Below are 17904 nucleotides of genomic sequence, written 5' to 3' on the forward strand. Positions count from 1 at the left end.
GTCGAGCGGTGGAGGTGGGATTTGAACCCACGGTAGGTTGCCCTACACACGCTTTCGAGGCGTGCGCCCTCGGCCACTAGGCGACTCCACCGCGCAGCAGCTTACCGGACGAACACCACTGCGCGTGCATCCGTTTCCTTCCGTCCGCCGAGTCAGGCGCGGCGGCCCGAGAAGAACTCGGTCAGCACGGCCGCGCACTCACCGGCCAGCACGCCCATGACCACCTCGGGCCGGTGGTTGAGCCGGCGGTCCCGCAGGACGTCCCACAGCGATCCGGCGGCCCCGGCCTTCTCGTCCACCGCGCCGTACACGACGCGGTCCACCCGGGCGAGGACCGCGGCGCCGGCGCACATCGTGCAGGGTTCCAGCGTGACGACGAGCGTGCAGCCCGTCAGCCGCCAGTCGCCGATCCGCGCCGCCGCCGCGCGCAGGGCGAGCACCTCGGCGTGAGCCGTGGGGTCGGCGCTCGCCTCGCGGTCGTTGCCCGCCGCCGCCAGCACCCTTCCCGGCCCAGGCGAGCCGGGCGGCGACACTCCGGATTGGGGCGGGCCGAGCACGACGGCGCCGACCGGCACCTCGCCGCGCCCGCCCGCCCGTACGGCCTCCGCCAGCGCCAGCCGCATGGCGGCCTCGTACGTGTCCGGCGGCGAGCCGGTCACCGCAGGCGGTCGAGCTCGTCGGCGAAGCCGAGCCGCTCGGCGATGAGGGAGAGGATGTCGGCGGGCAGCACACCCTCCTCCATGCTGAGCTCCACGAGCTCCTCCGCGCTCAGCGAGAAGTCGCTGAGCAGCTCCAGGTCGCCGACCGGACGGATGCCGAGGTCGGGCGCGTCCTTGTCCACCACGACGCCGGCCAGCTCGGCGAAGATCTCGCCCAGGGGGTCGTTCTGCACGGCGTGCGCGTCGGAGATGAACACGCGAGGGTCGAGATCGTCCTCGTAGCGGATGATCGCGAACCACTCGTCCTCGACCTCCACGCACAGCAGCGCGAGCTCGTCGCCGCTGAGCCCGAGGGCCTCCTGTAGGGCGTCGCTCAGGTCGTCGGCGATCTCGGCCTCGCCGAGATCGACCTCGGCGCCGGCCCAGCGGCCGTCGATGCGGGCGAAACCGGCGGAGAAAAGGTTGGATCTGGAGGGCATTGCCGTCTCCCCAGGTCAGCCGATGGCGGCGTCGACGGCGCGTTCGAATGGCTGGGAGAAACCCAGCCGCGCGGCGATGCTGGACAGGACCTCGTCGGGCAGCAGATCGAGGTCGCCGGACAGCGCGCCCAGCTCCATCTCGTCGAGCCCTAGGTCGGCGAAGATGGACAGGTCCCCGGCGGGGAGCACGCTGTCGAGCTCCTCCTCCTCGGGCACCGGCACGTCGAGGTATTCGAGGACCTGCTGCGCCAGCGGCCACTCCCAGGCGGCCGTGATGTCCGAGAGGAAGACGTCCACCTGCTCGCCGAAGACCCGTAACGCCACGAAGAAGTCATCCCCTACGGCGACCATGCCAATCGTGGTTCCCATGCTGGGGGTCTGGCGGAGGGCGTGAATGAGTCCGTCCAGGTCGGAGGTCAGCGCCACCGGGAGCATCTCCGCCTCCCAGCGGTCCTCCTCGCGATAGACGACGATGGCGAAGTCAAGAGTGTCCACGTCTGTCATCGTCTTCCCCACCGCACGGTCTTCACGCAGGCAATGGTCGCAGAATCGGAGTCGTACCGTACGGTGCTCACTCCAAATCGTGATCAAAGACTCAGCCGACGTCGAGGGTTTGCCCAGGAGACGGTAACTTCTCTTCCCATGGAGACCCTCGTCGTCGACCACCCGCTCGTCGCCCACAAGCTCACCACTCTCCGCGACGTGCGGACCGACTCGCCGACGTTCCGCCGCCTGGCCGACGAGCTGGTCACGCTGCTCGCCTACGAGGCCACCAGGGACGTCCGGGTCACCGACGTGACGGTCGACACGCCGCTCGCCCCCGCCCACGGCGTACGGCTGGCGCGCCCCGTGCCGCTCGTGGTGCCGATCCTGCGCGCGGGGCTGGGCATGCTCGACGGGATGACCCGGCTCCTGCCGACCGCCGAGGTGGGCTTCCTCGGAATGATCCGCGACGAGTCCACGCTCAAGGCCCAGACCTACGCCACGCGGCTGCCGGAGGACCTGTCCGGCCGCCAGTGCTACGTGCTCGACCCGATGCTCGCCACGGGCGGGACCCTCGCCGCGGCGATCCACTTCCTGTTCGACCGCGGCGCCCGGGACGTCACCGCGATCTGCCTGCTGGCCGCGCCCGAGGGCATCGCGTACCTGGACGAGGCGTTCCGCGGCGGCGACCGGCCGATCCGGGTGGTGACGGCCGCCCTCGACGAACGGCTGAACGAGAACGGCTACATCGTGCCCGGCCTCGGCGACGCCGGTGACCGCCTGTACGGCGTCGTCTGATCTCCCCGCCGTCCGATTGCCGGGCCTGATTTCCCGGGTCTGATTTCTCGGGGTCTGATTTCTCGGGGTCTGATTTCCCGGGGGTCTGATTTCCCTTCCTTTCCGCGCGGTCCGTCCGCATCTCGCCTCTGGTTACACTGCGCGCCCAGTAGGGTACGCAGTGTGATGACGACGTCACCTCGCGCTCTCGCGAGCGGCGCGCCACCAGGGAGAGCGATGATCCAGCATCCGGCCGACGAGCACTACGAACAGCTCGAGGCCCTGCTCAGGGACGAGTTCGCGGGGGTGCATCCTCCCGCGACGGTGACCCGGTGCGTTCAGGCCGCCCACCACGGCGCCATCGAGGTCACCGGACACGCGCACCCCGCACTGGTCGAGCGCATCGCCCGCAAGCATCTGCGGGTCCTGGCGACCGCCGCGGCGGAGCGGGGCTGACCGTCGTCACGATCACGAAAACCCGTTGGCGGTTAGCCGCTTTACCAAACGGGGCGTCTGGGTAATGTATTGGTCATGGGAGTGGTGACGGCGTTGCAGGCGAAGAAAGTCATCAAGTGGACGCTCATCGTGTCGGCGGGCTTCTACCTGCTCACGAGACCGACTGACGCGGCCCACACGGTCCACGGGGCCTTTACCGGAATCGTCAGCGCGGCCGACTCGATGGCGCAGTTCTTCGCCACCCTGACATGAGACTTGTGACCCACGGGGACTCGGCCCCGTCGTCGGTCAACCGTTACCTCCTCCCCCACGAACACCAAGTCATCATGGTCCGGCGCCATCCCGCCGTCCTCCTGCGCCCGGTCGCCGAGATCTTCGGTGGGCTCATCCTCGCCGGAATCCTCAGCAAGTTCCTGAGCGACAACGGTGCGAGCCAGGCCCTCGCCCTCGTCTGGTGGGCCTGGCTCCTCCTGCTGGTTCGATTCGTCTGGAAGGTCGCGGAGTGGTCGGTCGACTACTTCGTCGTCACCTCCCAGCGCATGCTTCTCACCACCGGCCTCATCACGCGCAAGGTCGCGATGATGCCCCTGAGCAAGGTCACCGACATGAGCTTCCAACGCTCGCTCCTCGGCCGCATGCTCGGCTATGGCGAGTTCGTGATGGAGTCGGCCGGCCAGGATCAGGCCCTGCGCACCGTCCCCCACATCCCCTATCCGGAGACCTTGTACCTCGAGGTCTGCCAGATGATCTTCCCCAGCAAGGACGGGGACGACGACTGACCGACGGTTCCCCGTCCGATATCTCGACACCGTGATCGAACCTTCATCGTCGTGATTCTTGACGGAGGGTTACACGATTCGGTCGCTTCGTGCCATTATGGCGACACTATTGACCCTTCCCCCGCCCTGAGAGACCAGATGCCGAGTCAGGGAACCATCGGCGACCGCGTCCGCGGATTGCGGTTGAGCAGGCGCATGTCACAGGCCCAGTTGGCCGGACCCGACCTGTCCGACAGTTACGTCTCACTCATTGAGTCCGGAAAGCGGACGCCTACACCGGTCGTCGCCCGGCTGCTCGCAGAGCGGCTCGGTTGTACCACCGAGTTCCTGCTCCACGGGATAGAACCCCGGCAGCGCATCGACACCGAGCTCGGCCTGCGACATGCCGAGCTCGAGCTGTATCACGGCGATCCCGCCGTGGCGGCCGACCGCTTCGGCGAGATCGTCAAGGCGGCGGGTGAGGACAACGCGATGCTGGCCGCCCACGCGCGCCTCGGTGTGGCGCGGGCGCTGGAGGCCCAGGGCCGCGTCGGCCGGGCCGTCGAGGCGTACGAGCGGCTGCGCCGCGAGGCCTCCGCGCATCCCGAGCGCCTCGCCGACCTGCCGCTGACGGTCGCGCTGTGCCGCTGCTACCAGCGGGCCGGCGACCGGCTGCGGGCGCGCGACCTCGGCGCCCACGCGCTCGGCCAGATCGACCGGCTCGGCGTGATCGAGGGCCAGCTGGCCGTCGAGCTGGCGCTCGCGCTGGTGGAGGCCGAGACCGGCCTGCCGTACGTCGAGCGGGTGCTGTCTGCCGCGGGCCCGGCACGCGTGAGCGACCGCAGCGCGGAGATCCTCGCGCTGTGGCAGGCCAGCGTCACGGCGGCCGAAGGCGAGGACTCGGCCCTGGCCGTGCAGCTCGCCGAGGACGCCCTCGCGGCGGGACGTCCGGCCCGGATCGCCGTGCGCCGCGCCCGCATCGCGATGCACTGGGCTCGCATCACCGCGGCGAATCCCGAAGGCGCGGATTTGGACCGAGCCAACGATCTCGCGGAGTGCGCGGCGGACGTCTTCGCGCGGTTCCCGACCGAGCGGCAGGAGCACGCGCGGAGCCTCGTGGTGCTGAGTTTCGTACGGTTCCGGACCGGAGACGCGGAATCCGCAGCCGAACTCGCCGGTCAGGCACTGGATCTATTGGACAGCGCCAAGGGGACCACCGCGGCGACCGCGAACATGGTCCTGGCCGAGATCGCATTGGCACGGTCCGAAGATCCGGCTGGCACGCTCGACCGGGCGCACGACCTGCTGGACGGCGAGGCGCCCGACCGGGAGACCGCCCGGGCCTGGCGCATGCTCGGCGACCTGTGGGGCCAGGCCGGTGCCCTCGACCGGCAGTCAGGGGCATATCGTAGAGCCCTGGAAGCGGTCGGAATCCGCGTGAACATACCGGGCTCCATGACCACGACGGTGCTCGCTCGATAGCCTCCTGGGGCTCCGGACTTGTTCTGGAGGCTCTGGAATAATGAGGGTCTACCACTCATTCCATCATCGGATGATTGGCAACCCAAAGGAGGCTGACGTGAGCCTGCGGACGGCGCAGCGGGCGTCTCTCGTGGACCAGGTGATCGACCAGCTCAAGGAGCAGATCACCTCCGGCTCCTGGCAGATGAATGCCAAGATTCCCACCGAGACGGTGCTCGCCGAGCACCTCGGAGTCGGCAGGAACACGGTCCGTGAGGCGGTCCGCGCGCTGACGCACGCCGGGCTGCTGGAGTGTCGCCAGGGCGACGGCACGTACGTGCGGGCCACCAGCGAGCTGTCGGGTGCGATGGCCAGGCGGCTGCGCGCGGCCGAGCAACTGGAGATCCTGGAGGTCCGGCGCGCCCTGGAGGTCGAGGCGGCCCGCCTCGCGGCGACGCGGCGGACCGACGAGGACGTCGCGTCGATCGAGGCCGCGCTGGCCGCGCGCGAGAAGGCATGGTCGGACGGCGACCCCGAGGCGTTCGTCGAGGCCGACCTCGCCTTCCACGTGGCGGTCGTCGAAGCCACGCACAACAGGGTGCTGATCGACCTCTATGTCGACTTCTCCGCGGCGCTGCGGGCGAGCATCGCGGCGGCCGGCGGCTCCCTGGAGCAGAACTACATCCCCCACGACGCGATCGTGCGCGCGATCGCCGCCGGCGACGCCACCGCGGCCGAGCGGGCCGGTCACGCGTGCATGGAGCACATCCTCATCGCCCTCACCGACTCCGCCACCCTCACCTCCTGAGCCCTGCCTTCTCAACCCCCACCGCCCGGCGGGTCCGTACGAACGGCACCCGCGGGGCCCCATCAGGCGAGCACGGTCAGGCGAGCACGGTTAGGCGAGGCCGGTCAAACGAGCACGGCTCAGCCGAGCCGCAGGGACATGACGAGGTAGCGGAAGCCGGGGTCCTCGCCCTCGTCGGTGATCAGCGCGGGACGGGTCGGCGAGTCCATGTGGATGCGCGCCCGCCCGGTCTCGACCCCCGCCAGCCCGTCGAGCAGGAAGTGGGGCTGGAAGGCGATCTGGGTGTCCGGACCCTCCAGCTCGGCGTCGACGACCTCCGCGCCTCTGCCGATGTCACCGCCCCCGGCCTGGATCAGCACCTGTCCCTGGGAGAACGACAGCCGGACCGCGGCGTTGCGCTCGGCGACCAGCACGACGCGCTTGACGGCCTCCACGAACGGTCCCACCTCCACGTCCGCGTGGATCGTCCACTGCGCGGTCAGCCGGGACCGGTAGTCGATGAACTGGTCGTCCAGCAGTCGCACGGTCGTCGTGCGCCCCTGACTCTCGAAACCCGCCACGTTGTCGCCCAGGCCGATCGCCACCTCGCCGCCGCGCAGCGACCGGGCCACCTCGACCAGCACCCGCGCCGGCACGACCACGCCGTGCCCCACGTCCTGCCGCTCGGGGTGCCACAGGAACTCGGCGGCGGCGATGCGGTAGCGGTCGGTGGCGGCCATCGACATCCGCACGCCCTCGATGTCCACGCGGATGCCCGTCAGCATGGGCAGCGTGTCGTCGCGGCTCGCGGCGGCGGCCACCTGCCCGACCGCGGTGGCGAAGGCACCCCCGCCCACGGCGCCGACCTTCGGCGGCATCTGCGGCATCGCGGGGAAGTCCTCGTCCGGCATCGTGATCAGCCCGAACTCCGTGCTGCCGCAGGTGAGCACCGCCTCCGAGCCGCTTCTGACGATCTCGACGGGCCGGGCGGGCAGGCTCCGGGTGATCTCGGCGAGGACCTTCCCGGGGATCAGCACCCGCCCCGGCTCGGCGACGTCGGCCTCGACGTCGGCACGGGCCGAGACGTCGTAGTCGAAGGCGGACACCCGCAGGTCGTCTCCCGCCTCCAACAGCAGGCCCGCGAGAACGGGCACGGCGGGCCGGGCGGGCAGCACCCGGGCCGCCCACGCCACCGCGTCGGCCAGAACGTCGCGGTTAACCTGGAATTTCATCCCGACCTCCTGCCTGTGCCACGACTCGCTCCAAAGTAGCGCCCGGCACCGACATTCCCGGCCGGCCCTACTTGCTGTTGAGGAAGGCGAGCACGGCGAGGACGCGCCGGTTGTCGTCGTCGGAGGGCGCCAGGCCGAGCTTGGTGAAGATGCTCGCCGTGTGCTTGCCCACCGCGCTGTCGCTGAGGAACAGCCGCTGCCCGATCGCGGCGTTCGACCTGCCCTCGGCCATCAGTTCCAGCACCTCGCGCTCCCGGGGGGTGAGGCGGCCGAGCGGTTCGTTGCGCGCGTTGCTCGCCAGGAGCCGGGCGATCACCTCGGGATCCATGGCCGTCCCGCCGGCCGCGACCCGGCGTACGGCGTCCACGAACTGCTCGCCGTTGAACACCCGGTCCTTCAGCAGGTAGCCCACGCCGCCGGACCCGTCGGCCAGCAACTCCCTGGCGTACAGCTGCTCGACGTGCTGGGAGAGCACGAGGACCGGCAGGCCGGGCACCTGCCGCCGCGCGGCCAGGGCGGCCTGCAGCCCCTCGTCGGTGAAGGTCGGCGGGAGCCGCACGTCCACGACGGCCACGTCGGGACGCTCGCCGACCAGGGCGGCGAGCAGCTCCGGGCCGGACTCGACCGCCGCGACCACCTCGAAGCCGTGCGCGCGCAGGAGGGCGACCAGGCCCTCCCGCAGCAGGTGCAGGTCCTCCGCCAGCACTACCCGCACGTGCCGCCCTCCGCTTCCCTGGTCCGCACCGTCGTCGCCAGCGCGACGGCCAGCAGGCCGCCGCCGAGCAGCATCATGCCCACGATGACCGGCCACTGGAAGGGCCCGGGCACGTGCAGGCCGAGGAACCAGGACTTCACCGGCGACCCCACCAGCTTGAGCACCATCGCGACCAGCCCCTGCGGGAACAGCGCGATCGGCCACAGTCCCCAGCAGAGGCGGCCGAAGTAACGCCACGGGGTCATCGGCGCCGGCCGCACCCGGAACGCCCGGGGCAGTTCGATGACGGCCGTGGTCGGGCCGCCCACCGGGCTGTTCACCGCGAGGACGCCGTCGAACGCCCCGAGCCTGCGCTCGATGCCGCGCAGACCGGTGCCCTGCTCGGGGTCCGCGCCGCCGTGACCGTCGTCGGTCACCGTCACGCGCAGCGCCGGCCCCTGCGTGCTCACGTCCACCCACGCCTCAGTCGCGTCGCCGTGCCGGGCGGCGTTGGCCAGCAGCTCGCTGACCGCGAAGTACGCCGCCGACTCCAGGGGGGCGGTGGCGCGCTCGGGCAGGTCGACCGTGACGTGGGTGCGCAGCGGGCTGTCCAGCGCGAGGGCGCGTACGGCGTCGCCGAGGCCGCGCTCGGCCAGCACCGGGGGATGGATGCCCCGCACCAGTCGCCGGATCTCCTGCAGCGCGGTCGCCGAGGCCTCCCTCGCCTTGCCGAGCAGCGCCCGGGCGGCCTGCGGGTCGTCTTCCAGCAGTTGCTCGGCCGCGCCGATCGTCATGCCGATCGCCACCAGGCGGGCCTGGGCGCCGTCGTGCAGGTCGCGCTCGATCCGGCGCAGCTCCGCCGCCTGGGAGTCGACCGCCTCGGTGCGGGCGGCGTCCAGGCGGCTGACCCGCCGGGCCAGCCTGGCCTTCTCGGTGGGCCCCAGCAGCGCGGCGGCGACCTGGCCGTGGAGGCGCACGGCCCACGGCGCGTACCAGCGCACGCCGATCACCGCGAGCAGGATCCAGACCGCGCCCATCACCGGGTTGCCTCCGGCCGCCCACGCGACGCCGTACGCGGTCGCGAGCAGCGGCGCGGCGACCACGAGCCCGTTCGTCAGCGGCGCGGCGAGCAGGTAGGCGAGGTCGCGCCAGGTGGCCGGGTCCTTCGTCATCCAGTTCCACCGCTGGTTGAAGGCCGGGATCGTCGGCCGCTTGTACAGCGTGCGGCCGTCGCGGTACCACCCGTCGGACTGGGGCACCGGAGGAGGCGGCGCGGGCCGGTACGGCTCGTCCACCGGTATGCCCGACCATCGGGCGGTCAGCCCGCGTTGCAGCCGGGTCACGGCCCGCGTGAGCCTTACGGCCGAGGGGAAGACGGGCACCAGGCCGACCAGGAAGGTGAGCAGCACCGCCGCAAGCATCACCAGGCCGGCGGCCAGGCCCAGCAGGGCGAGGCCGGCGAGGGCGGCGCTCCGCACCAGGGTGGTGAACGTCGGGCGAGCTGAGGTCATGGGTCCAGTCTGGAGGGCGACACCGGGCCGGCACAGTGGCCCGATCCGCCCGATGGGGGTGGAGGAAAGTGCACCCCCATCGGGTCCGCAGCCGCATTCTCCGCGGACCGTCCGATTCCTAGCGTCTTGGCCATGGCAATCATCACCGTGGACCACCTACGCAAGGCGTACGGAACGAAGGTGGCGGTCGAGGACGTGTCGTTCTCCGTGGAGGAGAGCGAGGTCTTCGGCATCGTGGGCCGCAACGGGGCGGGCAAGACGACGACGGTCGAGTGCGTCGCCGGGCTGCGCACCCCCACCGCGGGCACCGTCACCGTGGACGCGGACCTGAAGGAACAGGTCGGCGTGCAGCTCCAGGAGTGCTCGCTGCCCGACAAGATCCGGGTCGGGGAGGCGCTGGCGCTCTACGCCTCGTTCTACTCCCGCCCGGCCGACTGGCGGGCCCTGGCCGTGGAGGCCGGGCTCGATCTCCGCGCACCCTTCGGCAAGCTGTCGGGCGGTCAGCGCCAGCGGCTGTCGGTCGCGCTCGCGCTGGTCGGAAGCCCGCGCGTCGCGATACTCGACGAGCTCACCACCGGCCTCGATCCGCAGGCCCGCCGCGACACGTGGGACCTGGTCTCACGGATCAGGGAACGCGGCGTGACCGTGCTGCTGGTGACCCACTTCATGGAGGAGGTGGAGCGCCTGTGCGACCGGGTCGCGGTCATCTCCCGGGGGCGTGTGCGGGCGGTGGACACCCCCGCCGGGCTGGTCGCCCGCGCCGGCGGCGAGCAGCGCCTGATCTTCCACACCGACGATCCCGTCGAAGGTCTGCGGGCGCTGCCCGAGGTGGCGTCCCTCACCAGGAACGGCGGGGAAGTCACCGTCACCGGCACCGGCGACCTGCTGAGCGCCGTCGCCGCCGTGCTGCCCCCGTCGCGTACGCGGGGCCTGCGCATGGAGCGCACCACCCTCGACGACGCGTTCCTCGTTCTCACCGGCAAGGAGGAGTCATGACGAAAGCCTTCGGAAAACTCGCGGCCGTGGAAGCCCGGCTCTTCCTCCGGGAGCCGATGGCGGTGTTCTTCGCGATCGTGCTGCCGGTGGGATTGCTGCTGGGGCTCGGCACGACGATCCCCGGCTTCCGCGACGCGGATCCGTCGCTGGGCGGGCAGCGGTTCGTGGACGCGCCCTTCACGGCGATGATGGTGCTGCTGTCGGTCGTGACGCTCGGGCTCAGCGTGCTGCCGGGCAGCCTGGTGATCTACCGGGAACGCGGCGTGCTGCGACGGCTGTCCACCACACCGGTGCGGCCGGGCGCGCTGCTGGCGGCCCAACTGGTGATCAACGTGGTCGTGTCCGTGGTCGCCACCACGCTGACGCTGGTGCTGGGTCGCCTGGTCCTCGGGGTGCCGTTCCCCGGCTCGCCCTGGACGTTCGCCGTGGTCTTCGTCCTCGGTTCGCTCACCATGCTCGCCATCGGCCTGTTGCTGGCCGCCGTGGCGCCGAACGCCCGCGTCGTCCAGGGAGTGGGCTCGGCTCTCATGTTCCCCCTGCTGTTCCTCGCCGGGATGTGGCTGCCCCGGCCGCTCATGCCCGAAATCCTGCGCAGGATCAGCGACTTCACGCCCACGGGCGCCTTCGGGCAGGGACTGATGGACGCCCTGGGCGGGCACGCGCCCCAGCCGCTCCACCTCGCCGTACTGGCGGGCTGGGCGCTGGCCGCCGGTCTCGCCGCGGCCCGGCTGTTCCGCTGGGAGTAGCCGATGCCGCCCGGGCGGTCCGGCGCCTACCTCAGGGGTAATCGCCGGGCCGATCGGCGACCGTATAGCGTCCAGAACGTGACCGTCGCAACGCTCTATCAGCGGCCGTTCGGGGAGCTCCTGCGCCAGTGGCGCGAGCACCGGCGGATGAGCCAGCTCGAACTGTCCAACCGCGCCGAGATCTCCACCCGGCACATCAGCTTCCTGGAGACCGGCCGGGCCACGCCGAGCCGGGACATGGTGCTCCACCTCTCCGAGCACCTCGACCTGCCCCTCCGCGAGCGCAACCACCTGCTGCTGGCCGCGGGATACGCCCCCGTCTACACCGAGTCGCCGCTCGACTCGCCGGGGATGGCGGCGGTGTGCGAGGCGATCCGGCGGCTGCTGTCGGCCCACGACCCCTACCCGGCCGTGGTGGTGGACCGGGTCTGGAACCTCGTCGACGCCAACGAGGGCATCGCGCTGCTGGCCGAGGGCGTGGACCCCGACCTGCTGAGCAACGTGTTGCGGGCGAGTCTGCACCCTGAAGGGCTCGCCCCGCACATCCTCAACCTGGGCGAGTGGCGGGCGCACCTGCTCGGACGGCTGCGCCGGCAGATCACGCTCACCGCCGACCCGCAGCTCACCGAGCTGTACGCCGAGCTGCGCGACTACCCCTGCGAACAGCCGGAACCCGAGGTGGAGCTGCCCGGCCCCGGGGACATCCTCGTGCCGCTCCGGGTGCGGCGGGCCGGGCGGGAGCTGTCGTTCTTCAGCATCGTGGCGACCTTCGGCACCCCGCTCGACATCACGGTCTCCGAGCTGGCCATCGAGTCGTTCTATCCGGCCGATCCCGCGACGGCCGCCTTCCTGCGCGACACCTCATCGTGATCGTCCGGCGTCCGTGCGGCGATCCGGTCCTGCCACAATCCCCTTTAAGCACGATCAGGGGAGGCCGGGTGCCCACACGGGTGCTGACCAACACGTTCCACGTGGACGCCGCGCCGGAGAAGGTGTTCGAGCACCTCACGACGCCGGAGAGTTACATCGGCCTGTCACCGCTCGTGGTCGCCGTGCGGGACGTCGACCGGTCCGAGCCGGGGGTGGTGCGTTACACCTCCATCGAGCGGTTCCGCTTCCTCGGCCTGAAGTACGACAACCCCATCGCCGTCACGCTGCTGACCGAGGGACTGTCCGTACGGGGACAGGTGCGCAGCCCCGGCGGCGTCCGGATGGGCTACCGCTTCGACCTGTCCCCCGAGGCCGGCGGCACGCGGGTGGACGACCGGCTGGACCTGAGCGCACCGTGGCTCGTGATGGGATTCGCGGCGGGCCAGGCGCGGAAGGTGCAGCTCGCCAGGGCCCGGATCCTCGCCGAACGGCTGTCCGGGCGGTCTACGCGCGGTTCGTGAACGACTCCAGCGACTCGGCGTGCGTCGCGGTCGCGAGCGCCGGGTCGAGGGTGGCGAGCTCGCGGGCGGCGCGGCCTCGGCGGTGACGTCGGCGGTGACCTCGGCGCGCCGGATTCGGTCGAGCCGGAAGCCGCGCCCCAAGGCGGCGTGCTCGACCAGCCACAGGGCGGTCCGTTCGCAGTGGTCGGGGCCGCAGGGGTAGGGGCTCTCCGGCGCCAGGCGGTAGTCGACGCTGAGCACGGCCACCCCCTGTCACGGTCTCGATGAGATACGCGTCACACCGCGGTGTTCGCCGTCCTGACCGCCGCTCGCGCGCGTGAGAAGCTGGAGCTCCCACCATCCGCCCGGAGGTATCACATGCTCGTGCTGGCGCACGTCAGCGACATCCACATCGACGGAAGCGAGCGGAACACCTCGCGCGCCGCCCGCGCGCTCACCTACGCACGGGCGCTGCGGCCCGACGCGATCGTGCTCACCGGCGACCTGGCGGACCACGGCGCGATGGAGGAGTACGAGACCGTCCGCGAGCTGATCGCCGGCGACGACGTGCCGCTCGTGCTGTGCCCGGGCAACCACGACGCGCGCGGCAACCTCCGCAAGGTCCTGCTGGAGCAGGACGGCGACCACCCGGTCAACCAGGCGCTCAACCTCGACCACGCGACGATCGCGCTGTGCGACTCCAGCATCCCCGGCCGGTCCGAGGGCGCGCTGGACGACGACACCCTGGCCTGGCTCGATTCCGTGCTCGCCGCCACGCCCGGCGTCCCCGCCTTCGTCGGCATGCACCACCCGCCCGTCGCGCTCGGCATCCCGTACGTGGACGGCATCCGGCTCGGGCGGCCGGAGGGGCTGGCGGAGGTCCTGGGCCGCCACCCGCACGCCATCGCGGTGCTGGCCGGGCACGCCCACACTGGGGCGTCGACGACGTTCGCCGGGTTGCCGCTGCTGGTCGCGCCGGGAGTGGTCAGCACCGCGCTGCTGCCGTCCGAGACCTCGGCGCATCCCCCGGTCGACTACGACCTGCCGCCGGCCATCGCCCTGCACGTGCTCGACGACGGCCGGGTCACCACCCACTATCGCCCCGTGCCCTAGCTAGGTGCCCCCGGCCAGGCGCGGCGCGAATCCACGGCGCTTCCACCTGCGGTTTCCAAGGTGGCCAGGGGAGGTGTGCAGCGATGAAGCCGTGCCCGGGACGTTCGTGATGTTCTGCCCGACGATCGGGTGGCGTGGATGCGGATGGTGCCGGGGCCGGGTCGACGGGGCCATCACTGCGGAAGAGCTGCACCAACGCACATCGCGCGTTACATGGGGTGCCGGTAAGGCACGTCGAGGGGCCTCTTAGCGAGGTTTCGGGAGGTGTGCCGCGGCCAGCCAGCCCCGGCCGGCGTCGGCGCGCGCGGGATCGAACGCGGGTGGAATCGGGCGTTCGCAGGCGGCTGCGGCCTCGGCGATGTCTGTCACGGTGGGCTGCCAGCCGCGGCGGGTAAGCCAGGCATTGAGGTCCTCGGTGGGGCCGCCGCGCCACAGGTCGACGAGTTCGGCGGAGATGTCCGCGCGGGCGCTGCGGAGCAGCTCGGAGTCCTTCATGTGATCCAGGGCGAGCATGCTTGCTGGGGCGGAGAGGGTGGTGATCCGGTCGAGGAGCAGGTCGGCGGCTTCGGGCGGGAGCGCGTACAGGATGCCCTCGGCCAGCCAGGCGGCCGGCCGCTCCGGGTTGAAGCCGGACTCCGTCAGCGCGCGCGGCCAGTCCTGGCGTAGGTCGGTGGCGACCTCGACGCGGTGGCACGCGGCGGTCGCGCCGCGGCCGTCGAGTACGGCTGCCTTGAATGCGAGCACGTCGGCGAAGTCCAGCTCGAAGACCTTGGTGCCGGGCGGCCAGGCGAGCCTGAACGCGCGGGCATCCATGCCGCACGCCAGCAGGACGACTTGCTCGCATCCTCCTTCGGCGGCATCCAGTAGCGCGCGATCGAGGAACTGGGTGCGGACGGCGACCTGCTCGGCCATGACCTGCAGGAAACGTGCGGTCGCTGGAGAAGGCCCGGCGGCCCAAGGGGTGAACGCCGGATCGACGGCCGCCAGGAAGTGCCGCGCGTAGGGGTCGTCGAACAGCCGGTCCGGTCGGCTGCTCTCCTGGGCGCGCAGGAGGGCCACGCCCAGGGCGGTCGCGCCGATTCCGGTCAGGCTCTCGGGGGCGGTCGGTTGTTGTGTCACGGGGTTGTCCAGCTCCTCTGGTCGGCAGGCGGTGTCACGGGCGGGCGCCCAGGGCGTGGAAGTAGTCGTTCACGGGTGCGAAGTCGATGCTGTCGCCCCGGAAGCCGACGTACTTGTCCGGGCGGATCAGGTACAGGCTGGGGCGGCGCACGCCGTAGCGGTTGTGCGCCTCGCTGCGCAGGTCGGCGAAGGCTCCGTCCATGGGGTCGTGCGGCAGGTGGCCGAGGGTGATGACATGGACCTCGCCGTGCCCGGCCATCGCCTCGTGTGCGGAGGACTGCCAGGCGGCCAGGGTGGCGGAGTCTGTCGTGTCGGCCGCGAACAGGACGAGGTGGTGGCCCGGCGTCCGGAGGATGTGGCGGAGCGCCACCGGTCCCTCACGGTTCTCGACGTAGACGTCCCGTACCAGCTCGCCGGCTTCCGGTCCGGTGCTGGCGACGTCACTCCACGCTCTGGCCTGTGATTCGTGCCAGCGTTCGAAGACGAGGTCACTGTCGCGATAGTGGACAAGGTGTTCGCCGAAGGCGTTCGACAGCCGCTGCTGCACGGGATTGAGCCGGCCGAACAGGCGCAGCGCGTGCCGTCTGGCTCTGTGGGCGACCGGCGTGCTGCCGGTGGCGGCCTTCGTGGTGGCCGAGGTCGCCTCGACCACGGCCTTGACCACGGGCCAGCGTTCGGCCTGATAGCTGTCCAGGAGGGACTCCTCGGCACGCCCGGTGACGACGAGCGCGAGTTTCCAGCCCAGGTTGTAGGCGTCCTGCATGCCGGTGTTCATGCCCTGGCCGCCCACCGGGCTGTGGCTGTGCGCGGCGTCGCCGGCCAGGAGGATCCGGCCCTGGCGAAGCCGGTCGGCCAGGCTCTCGCGGGCCACAAACGATGAACTCCACTGCAGATCGCGTACGCCAGAGTCCAAAGGCGTGCGTTCGGCGACGTAGGCGGCGAAGTCGTCCAGCCCTGGGCTCTGCGGCGGCCGGTCGTCCGGCGTGCTGGCCAGGATGCGCCAGTAGCCCCCGATCATGGGGAAGACCGCCACGAGGCCAGACTTGCCGAAGTAGACATGGAAGCGGTCCCGCGTGAGCGGCCAGTCCACGGCGACGTCGCCCAGGATGAACCCCCGCTTCAGGTCGGCTCTCTCCCGGGTGATGCCCGCCGTCTCACGCACGGTGCTGTGGGCGCCGTCGGCGCCGATCAGCCACCCGGTTTCGCACCGTTCGCCGCGACCGTCCCCGTGGCCGAGCTCCACACTGACGCCGCGCTCGCCGGCCTGGTGCCCGACCAGGCGGGTGTCCCATTCGATGGTGACTCCGAGTTCCTCGGCGCGCTCGCGCAGCAGCGCGACCGTCTGCCACTGCGGGATGCACAGGTCCAGCGGGAACGGGGAGTCCACGGCCGTCACGTCCATCTCGGCCAGGGCCGTCGTGCCCTGGTAGAAGTTCAGCGTGTGCAGCGGGACGCCTCGTTCGATGGCGGCTTGGGCCAGCCCGAGATCGTCCAGCATCTCCAGCGATCTCGCCACGATCGACACCGCCCGACTCTCCCGGTGGTCCGCGCGCCCGGCGTCGATGATCCGTGGGATCACTCCCCGCCGTGCCAGGTCGATGGCCAGCACCAGGCCGGTCGGCCCCGCGCCGACGATGAGAACGTCCGCTTTCGTAGTCACGAACCCACCCTCACAGAACGAATGATCGTTCTTTTTAGAAGAGCATGATCCTCCGATCGTCGTCAAGAGCCAATGTTCATCTCTATCGGGCGGCTTGCGCGGGCGCCGACATCAGGGCGCGCATGCCGTTCCTGAAGGTCGCCGAATCCGCGTGGCCGTATACCGCGCGGCGCACCAGGAACCCGTCGACCAGGGCCATCAGGACATCGGCCACGTGCTCGGCCGGGACGTCGGCGGGAAGCAGCCCGCGCTGCTGATGCCGCACCACGAGGTCGCCGACCACGCGGCGAGCCTCCGTCATGACCTCCTTCAGTTTCGTGCCCAGCGACGGCGATCGCAGAGCCTCCGACCAGACCTGGACCAGCAGCTGGGCCGACTCCTGCGATCCGGACAGCGGCGGGCGCTCGACCCCCAGCACGAGATCGACGATGTTGTCCAGATCCGGCGGCCGCGCGTCGTCCTCCGCCTCGAACGCCGACGCGACCTCGGCCAGAGCCTCGGCGGCGGTCGCCGCGATGATGTCGTCCTTGCTCTTGAAGTAGCGGTAGACGGCCCCGGCCGACAACTCGGCCTCGGTCAGCACGTCCTGCATGGACGTTGCATGGAAGCCGTTGCGGATGAAGCAGCGCCGGGCGGCGTCCAGGATCTGGCGGCGGCGGGCTTCGAGGTGCTCTTTGGGCATGCGTGCCATGGGATCACAACGTAGAACGAACATTCGTGCTTGACAACTTTGCGCCTCCCTTCTAGAAAAGGAATGTTCGTTCTATTTGCTATGAAGGGTCCTACCATGCCATTTGTCGCCAACGCGCTGAGCATTCTGGTCGCTCTCGTCTTCCTGCTCGCCGGCGCCCAGAAGGTCCTGTTACGGGATCCCGTGGCGGCCAACCTGCTCAGGCTCGGCGTCGGCTCGACGATGACCCGATCGATCGGCACCCTGGAGATCGCCGGCGCGCTCGGGCTCGCGGCCGGCCTCTGGCTCAAGCCGCTCGCCGTCGCGGCAGCGGCCGGCCTCACGCTGCTGTTGATCGGCGCAGTCGGATTCCACCTCCGCGCCCGCGATTTCACGCACCGGCGCCACCGCTCCCACGCCGTGGCGCCCGTGGTGCTGGTCGTGGTCACCGGAACAACCATGGCCTTGTTGCTCGCGACTTCCTGAGCAAAGAGCCTCGCGGCTTCCTGAGCGAAGCGCGCGGTGACAGCACCGCTTCATCGCTTGGGCCGCATGGAACTACCCGCCGCCGAATCCGCCACAACGCTCACCCGCGACCAACTGGTCGGCCATGCGGCCCCGGCACGCAAGAACGTCACCTCCATCGAGATGCGAATCGACGACCTCTTCGTCAACGGCCATGAGTTCGCCGCACGCTGCTGCCTCATAACGGAGCACCGCAAGCGCGGACACGTGGTGATCGACTGGATCCTGATCGGCGACGTCGCCGACGACGGCCGGGTGCGACGCATCCACCAACTCGGTCGTACCGCCTAGTACTCCGTCGAGCCAGGAGCGCGGCTCGGCCTGCTGCGCGGAGACGCTCAGGCCGGTGCGGCTGACGCAATAACGAGCCGCCCGTCGAGCTACGCCATCGACCGGGACGGTGCGGGA

22 protein-coding genes, 1 tRNA gene and 1 pseudogene are annotated in these 17904 nt (G+C 70.9%); 13 read left to right on the forward strand and 11 right to left on the reverse strand.

All coding sequences use genetic code 11. The features are described 5' to 3' along the window. Positions 1-6 precede the first annotated feature (6 nt). From QSK36_RS28655 to QSK36_RS28670, 4 genes are all read right to left on the reverse strand, one after another. Positions 7-91, reverse strand: a tRNA-Ser gene (locus tag QSK36_RS28655). 61 nt (positions 92-152) lie between these two features. Then, positions 153-659 (reverse strand): nucleoside deaminase, encoded by a 507-nt coding sequence (locus QSK36_RS28660; protein WP_285784505.1) that lies wholly within the window; start codon positions 657-659, stop codon positions 153-155. Further along, positions 656-1138, reverse strand: a complete 483-nt coding sequence (locus QSK36_RS28665; protein ID WP_183538312.1) for a tRNA adenosine deaminase-associated protein — start codon at positions 1136-1138, stop codon at positions 656-658. The genes QSK36_RS28660 and QSK36_RS28665 overlap by 4 nt, the downstream gene beginning before the upstream one ends. A 15-nt stretch (positions 1139-1153) precedes the next feature. Next, positions 1154-1642 carry a tRNA adenosine deaminase-associated protein gene (locus tag QSK36_RS28670; protein WP_030508646.1) on the reverse strand — a complete coding sequence of 163 codons (489 nt, stop codon included), beginning with the start codon at positions 1640-1642 and terminating at the stop codon, positions 1154-1156. A gap of 138 nt (positions 1643-1780) precedes the next feature. On the opposite strand from QSK36_RS28670, the gene upp reads away from it, so the two are divergent. The 6 genes from upp (at position 1781) to QSK36_RS28700 (ending at position 5881) form a co-directional block, all read left to right on the forward strand. Continuing rightward, positions 1781-2419, forward strand: a complete 639-nt coding sequence (upp, locus tag QSK36_RS28675; protein ID WP_182901751.1) for a uracil phosphoribosyltransferase — start codon at positions 1781-1783, stop codon at positions 2417-2419. 216 nt (positions 2420-2635) lie between these two features. Beyond that, positions 2636-2854, forward strand: a complete 219-nt coding sequence (locus QSK36_RS28680; protein ID WP_183538310.1) for a hypothetical protein — start codon at positions 2636-2638, stop codon at positions 2852-2854. A 75-nt stretch (positions 2855-2929) separates the two neighbouring features. Next, positions 2930-3106: a hypothetical protein gene (locus QSK36_RS28685; protein WP_161628024.1), complete on the forward strand. Its 177-nt coding sequence runs from the start codon at positions 2930-2932 to the stop codon at positions 3104-3106. Further along, the gene (locus tag QSK36_RS28690) at positions 3103-3633 is read left to right on the forward strand and encodes a PH domain-containing protein (RefSeq protein WP_139575509.1); all 531 of its coding nucleotides are present in this window, start codon (positions 3103-3105) and stop codon (positions 3631-3633) included. Before QSK36_RS28685 ends, QSK36_RS28690 begins: the two co-directional genes overlap by 4 nt. A 138-nt stretch (positions 3634-3771) precedes the next feature. Next, positions 3772-5094 carry a helix-turn-helix domain-containing protein gene (locus QSK36_RS28695; protein WP_183538308.1) on the forward strand — a complete coding sequence of 441 codons (1323 nt, stop codon included), beginning with the start codon at positions 3772-3774 and terminating at the stop codon, positions 5092-5094. A 97-nt stretch (positions 5095-5191) separates the two neighbouring features. Continuing rightward, positions 5192-5881 (forward strand): FadR/GntR family transcriptional regulator, encoded by a 690-nt coding sequence (locus QSK36_RS28700; RefSeq protein ID WP_139575507.1) that lies wholly within the window; start codon positions 5192-5194, stop codon positions 5879-5881. A gap of 119 nt (positions 5882-6000) precedes the next feature. Here QSK36_RS28700 and dnaN read toward each other — a convergent pair whose 3' ends face one another. The 3 genes from dnaN to QSK36_RS28715 form a co-directional block, all read right to left on the reverse strand. Continuing rightward, complete coding sequence (gene dnaN, locus QSK36_RS28705) at positions 6001-7092, reverse strand: DNA polymerase III subunit beta (RefSeq protein ID WP_183538306.1); 1092 nt, start codon at positions 7090-7092, stop codon at positions 6001-6003. Between the two features lie 67 nt (positions 7093-7159). Then, entirely contained in the window at positions 7160-7807 is a 648-nt protein-coding gene (locus QSK36_RS28710; RefSeq protein WP_079314250.1) for a response regulator transcription factor, read from the reverse strand. After that, positions 7798-9297 (reverse strand): sensor histidine kinase, encoded by a 1500-nt coding sequence (locus QSK36_RS28715; protein WP_285784506.1) that lies wholly within the window; start codon positions 9295-9297, stop codon positions 7798-7800. The genes QSK36_RS28710 and QSK36_RS28715 overlap by 10 nt, the downstream gene beginning before the upstream one ends. Before the next feature lie 132 nt (positions 9298-9429). On the opposite strand from QSK36_RS28715, the gene QSK36_RS28720 reads away from it, so the two are divergent. From QSK36_RS28720 to QSK36_RS28735, 4 genes are all read left to right on the forward strand, one after another. After that, entirely contained in the window at positions 9430-10293 is an 864-nt protein-coding gene (locus QSK36_RS28720; RefSeq protein WP_285784507.1) for an ABC transporter ATP-binding protein, read from the forward strand. Next, the gene (locus QSK36_RS28725; protein WP_182901757.1) at positions 10290-11039 is read left to right on the forward strand and encodes an ABC transporter permease; all 750 of its coding nucleotides are present in this window, start codon (positions 10290-10292) and stop codon (positions 11037-11039) included. Before QSK36_RS28720 ends, QSK36_RS28725 begins: the two co-directional genes overlap by 4 nt. Before the next feature lie 78 nt (positions 11040-11117). Then, positions 11118-11909, forward strand: coding sequence for a helix-turn-helix domain-containing protein (locus QSK36_RS28730; protein ID WP_285784508.1), 792 nt, complete (start codon positions 11118-11120; stop codon positions 11907-11909). A gap of 68 nt (positions 11910-11977) precedes the next feature. Next, positions 11978-12430 carry an SRPBCC family protein gene (locus QSK36_RS28735; RefSeq protein WP_183538296.1) on the forward strand — a complete coding sequence of 151 codons (453 nt, stop codon included), beginning with the start codon at positions 11978-11980 and terminating at the stop codon, positions 12428-12430. Positions 12431-12568: 138 nt separating this feature from the next. On the opposite strand, the pseudogene QSK36_RS28740 reads toward QSK36_RS28735, so the two are convergent. Then, a pseudogene (locus QSK36_RS28740) lies at positions 12569-12676 on the reverse strand (alpha/beta hydrolase fold domain-containing protein); the annotation flags it as partial. 111 nt (positions 12677-12787) lie between these two features. On the opposite strand from QSK36_RS28740, the gene QSK36_RS28745 reads away from it, so the two are divergent. Continuing rightward, complete coding sequence (locus tag QSK36_RS28745; RefSeq protein ID WP_182901761.1) at positions 12788-13522, forward strand: metallophosphoesterase; 735 nt, start codon at positions 12788-12790, stop codon at positions 13520-13522. 246 nt (positions 13523-13768) lie between these two features. Here the strand turns inward: QSK36_RS28745 and QSK36_RS28750 are convergent, their stop codons facing one another. From QSK36_RS28750 to QSK36_RS28760, 3 genes are all read right to left on the reverse strand, one after another. Next, positions 13769-14641, reverse strand: a complete 873-nt coding sequence (locus QSK36_RS28750) for an SAM-dependent methyltransferase (protein ID WP_285784509.1) — start codon at positions 14639-14641, stop codon at positions 13769-13771. 34 nt (positions 14642-14675) lie between these two features. Continuing rightward, positions 14676-16301: an FAD-dependent monooxygenase gene (locus QSK36_RS28755; RefSeq protein WP_285784510.1), complete on the reverse strand. Its 1626-nt coding sequence runs from the start codon at positions 16299-16301 to the stop codon at positions 14676-14678. 82 nt (positions 16302-16383) lie between these two features. Next, positions 16384-16983 carry a TetR/AcrR family transcriptional regulator gene (locus tag QSK36_RS28760; RefSeq protein WP_221263882.1) on the reverse strand — a complete coding sequence of 200 codons (600 nt, stop codon included), beginning with the start codon at positions 16981-16983 and terminating at the stop codon, positions 16384-16386. A 105-nt stretch (positions 16984-17088) separates the two neighbouring features. Between QSK36_RS28760 and QSK36_RS28765 the strand changes: the two genes are divergently transcribed. Next, entirely contained in the window at positions 17089-17457 is a 369-nt protein-coding gene (locus QSK36_RS28765; protein ID WP_285784511.1) for a DoxX family protein, read from the forward strand. 66 nt (positions 17458-17523) lie between these two features. After that, complete coding sequence (locus QSK36_RS28770) at positions 17524-17787, forward strand: hypothetical protein (protein WP_285784512.1); 264 nt, start codon at positions 17524-17526, stop codon at positions 17785-17787. Positions 17788-17904 lie beyond the last annotated feature (117 nt).

The sequence above is a fragment of the Microbispora sp. NBRC 16548 genome (assembly GCF_030268985.1).
In the GTDB taxonomy this organism is placed as follows: Bacteria; Actinomycetota; Actinomycetes; order Streptosporangiales; family Streptosporangiaceae; genus Microbispora; species Microbispora catharanthi.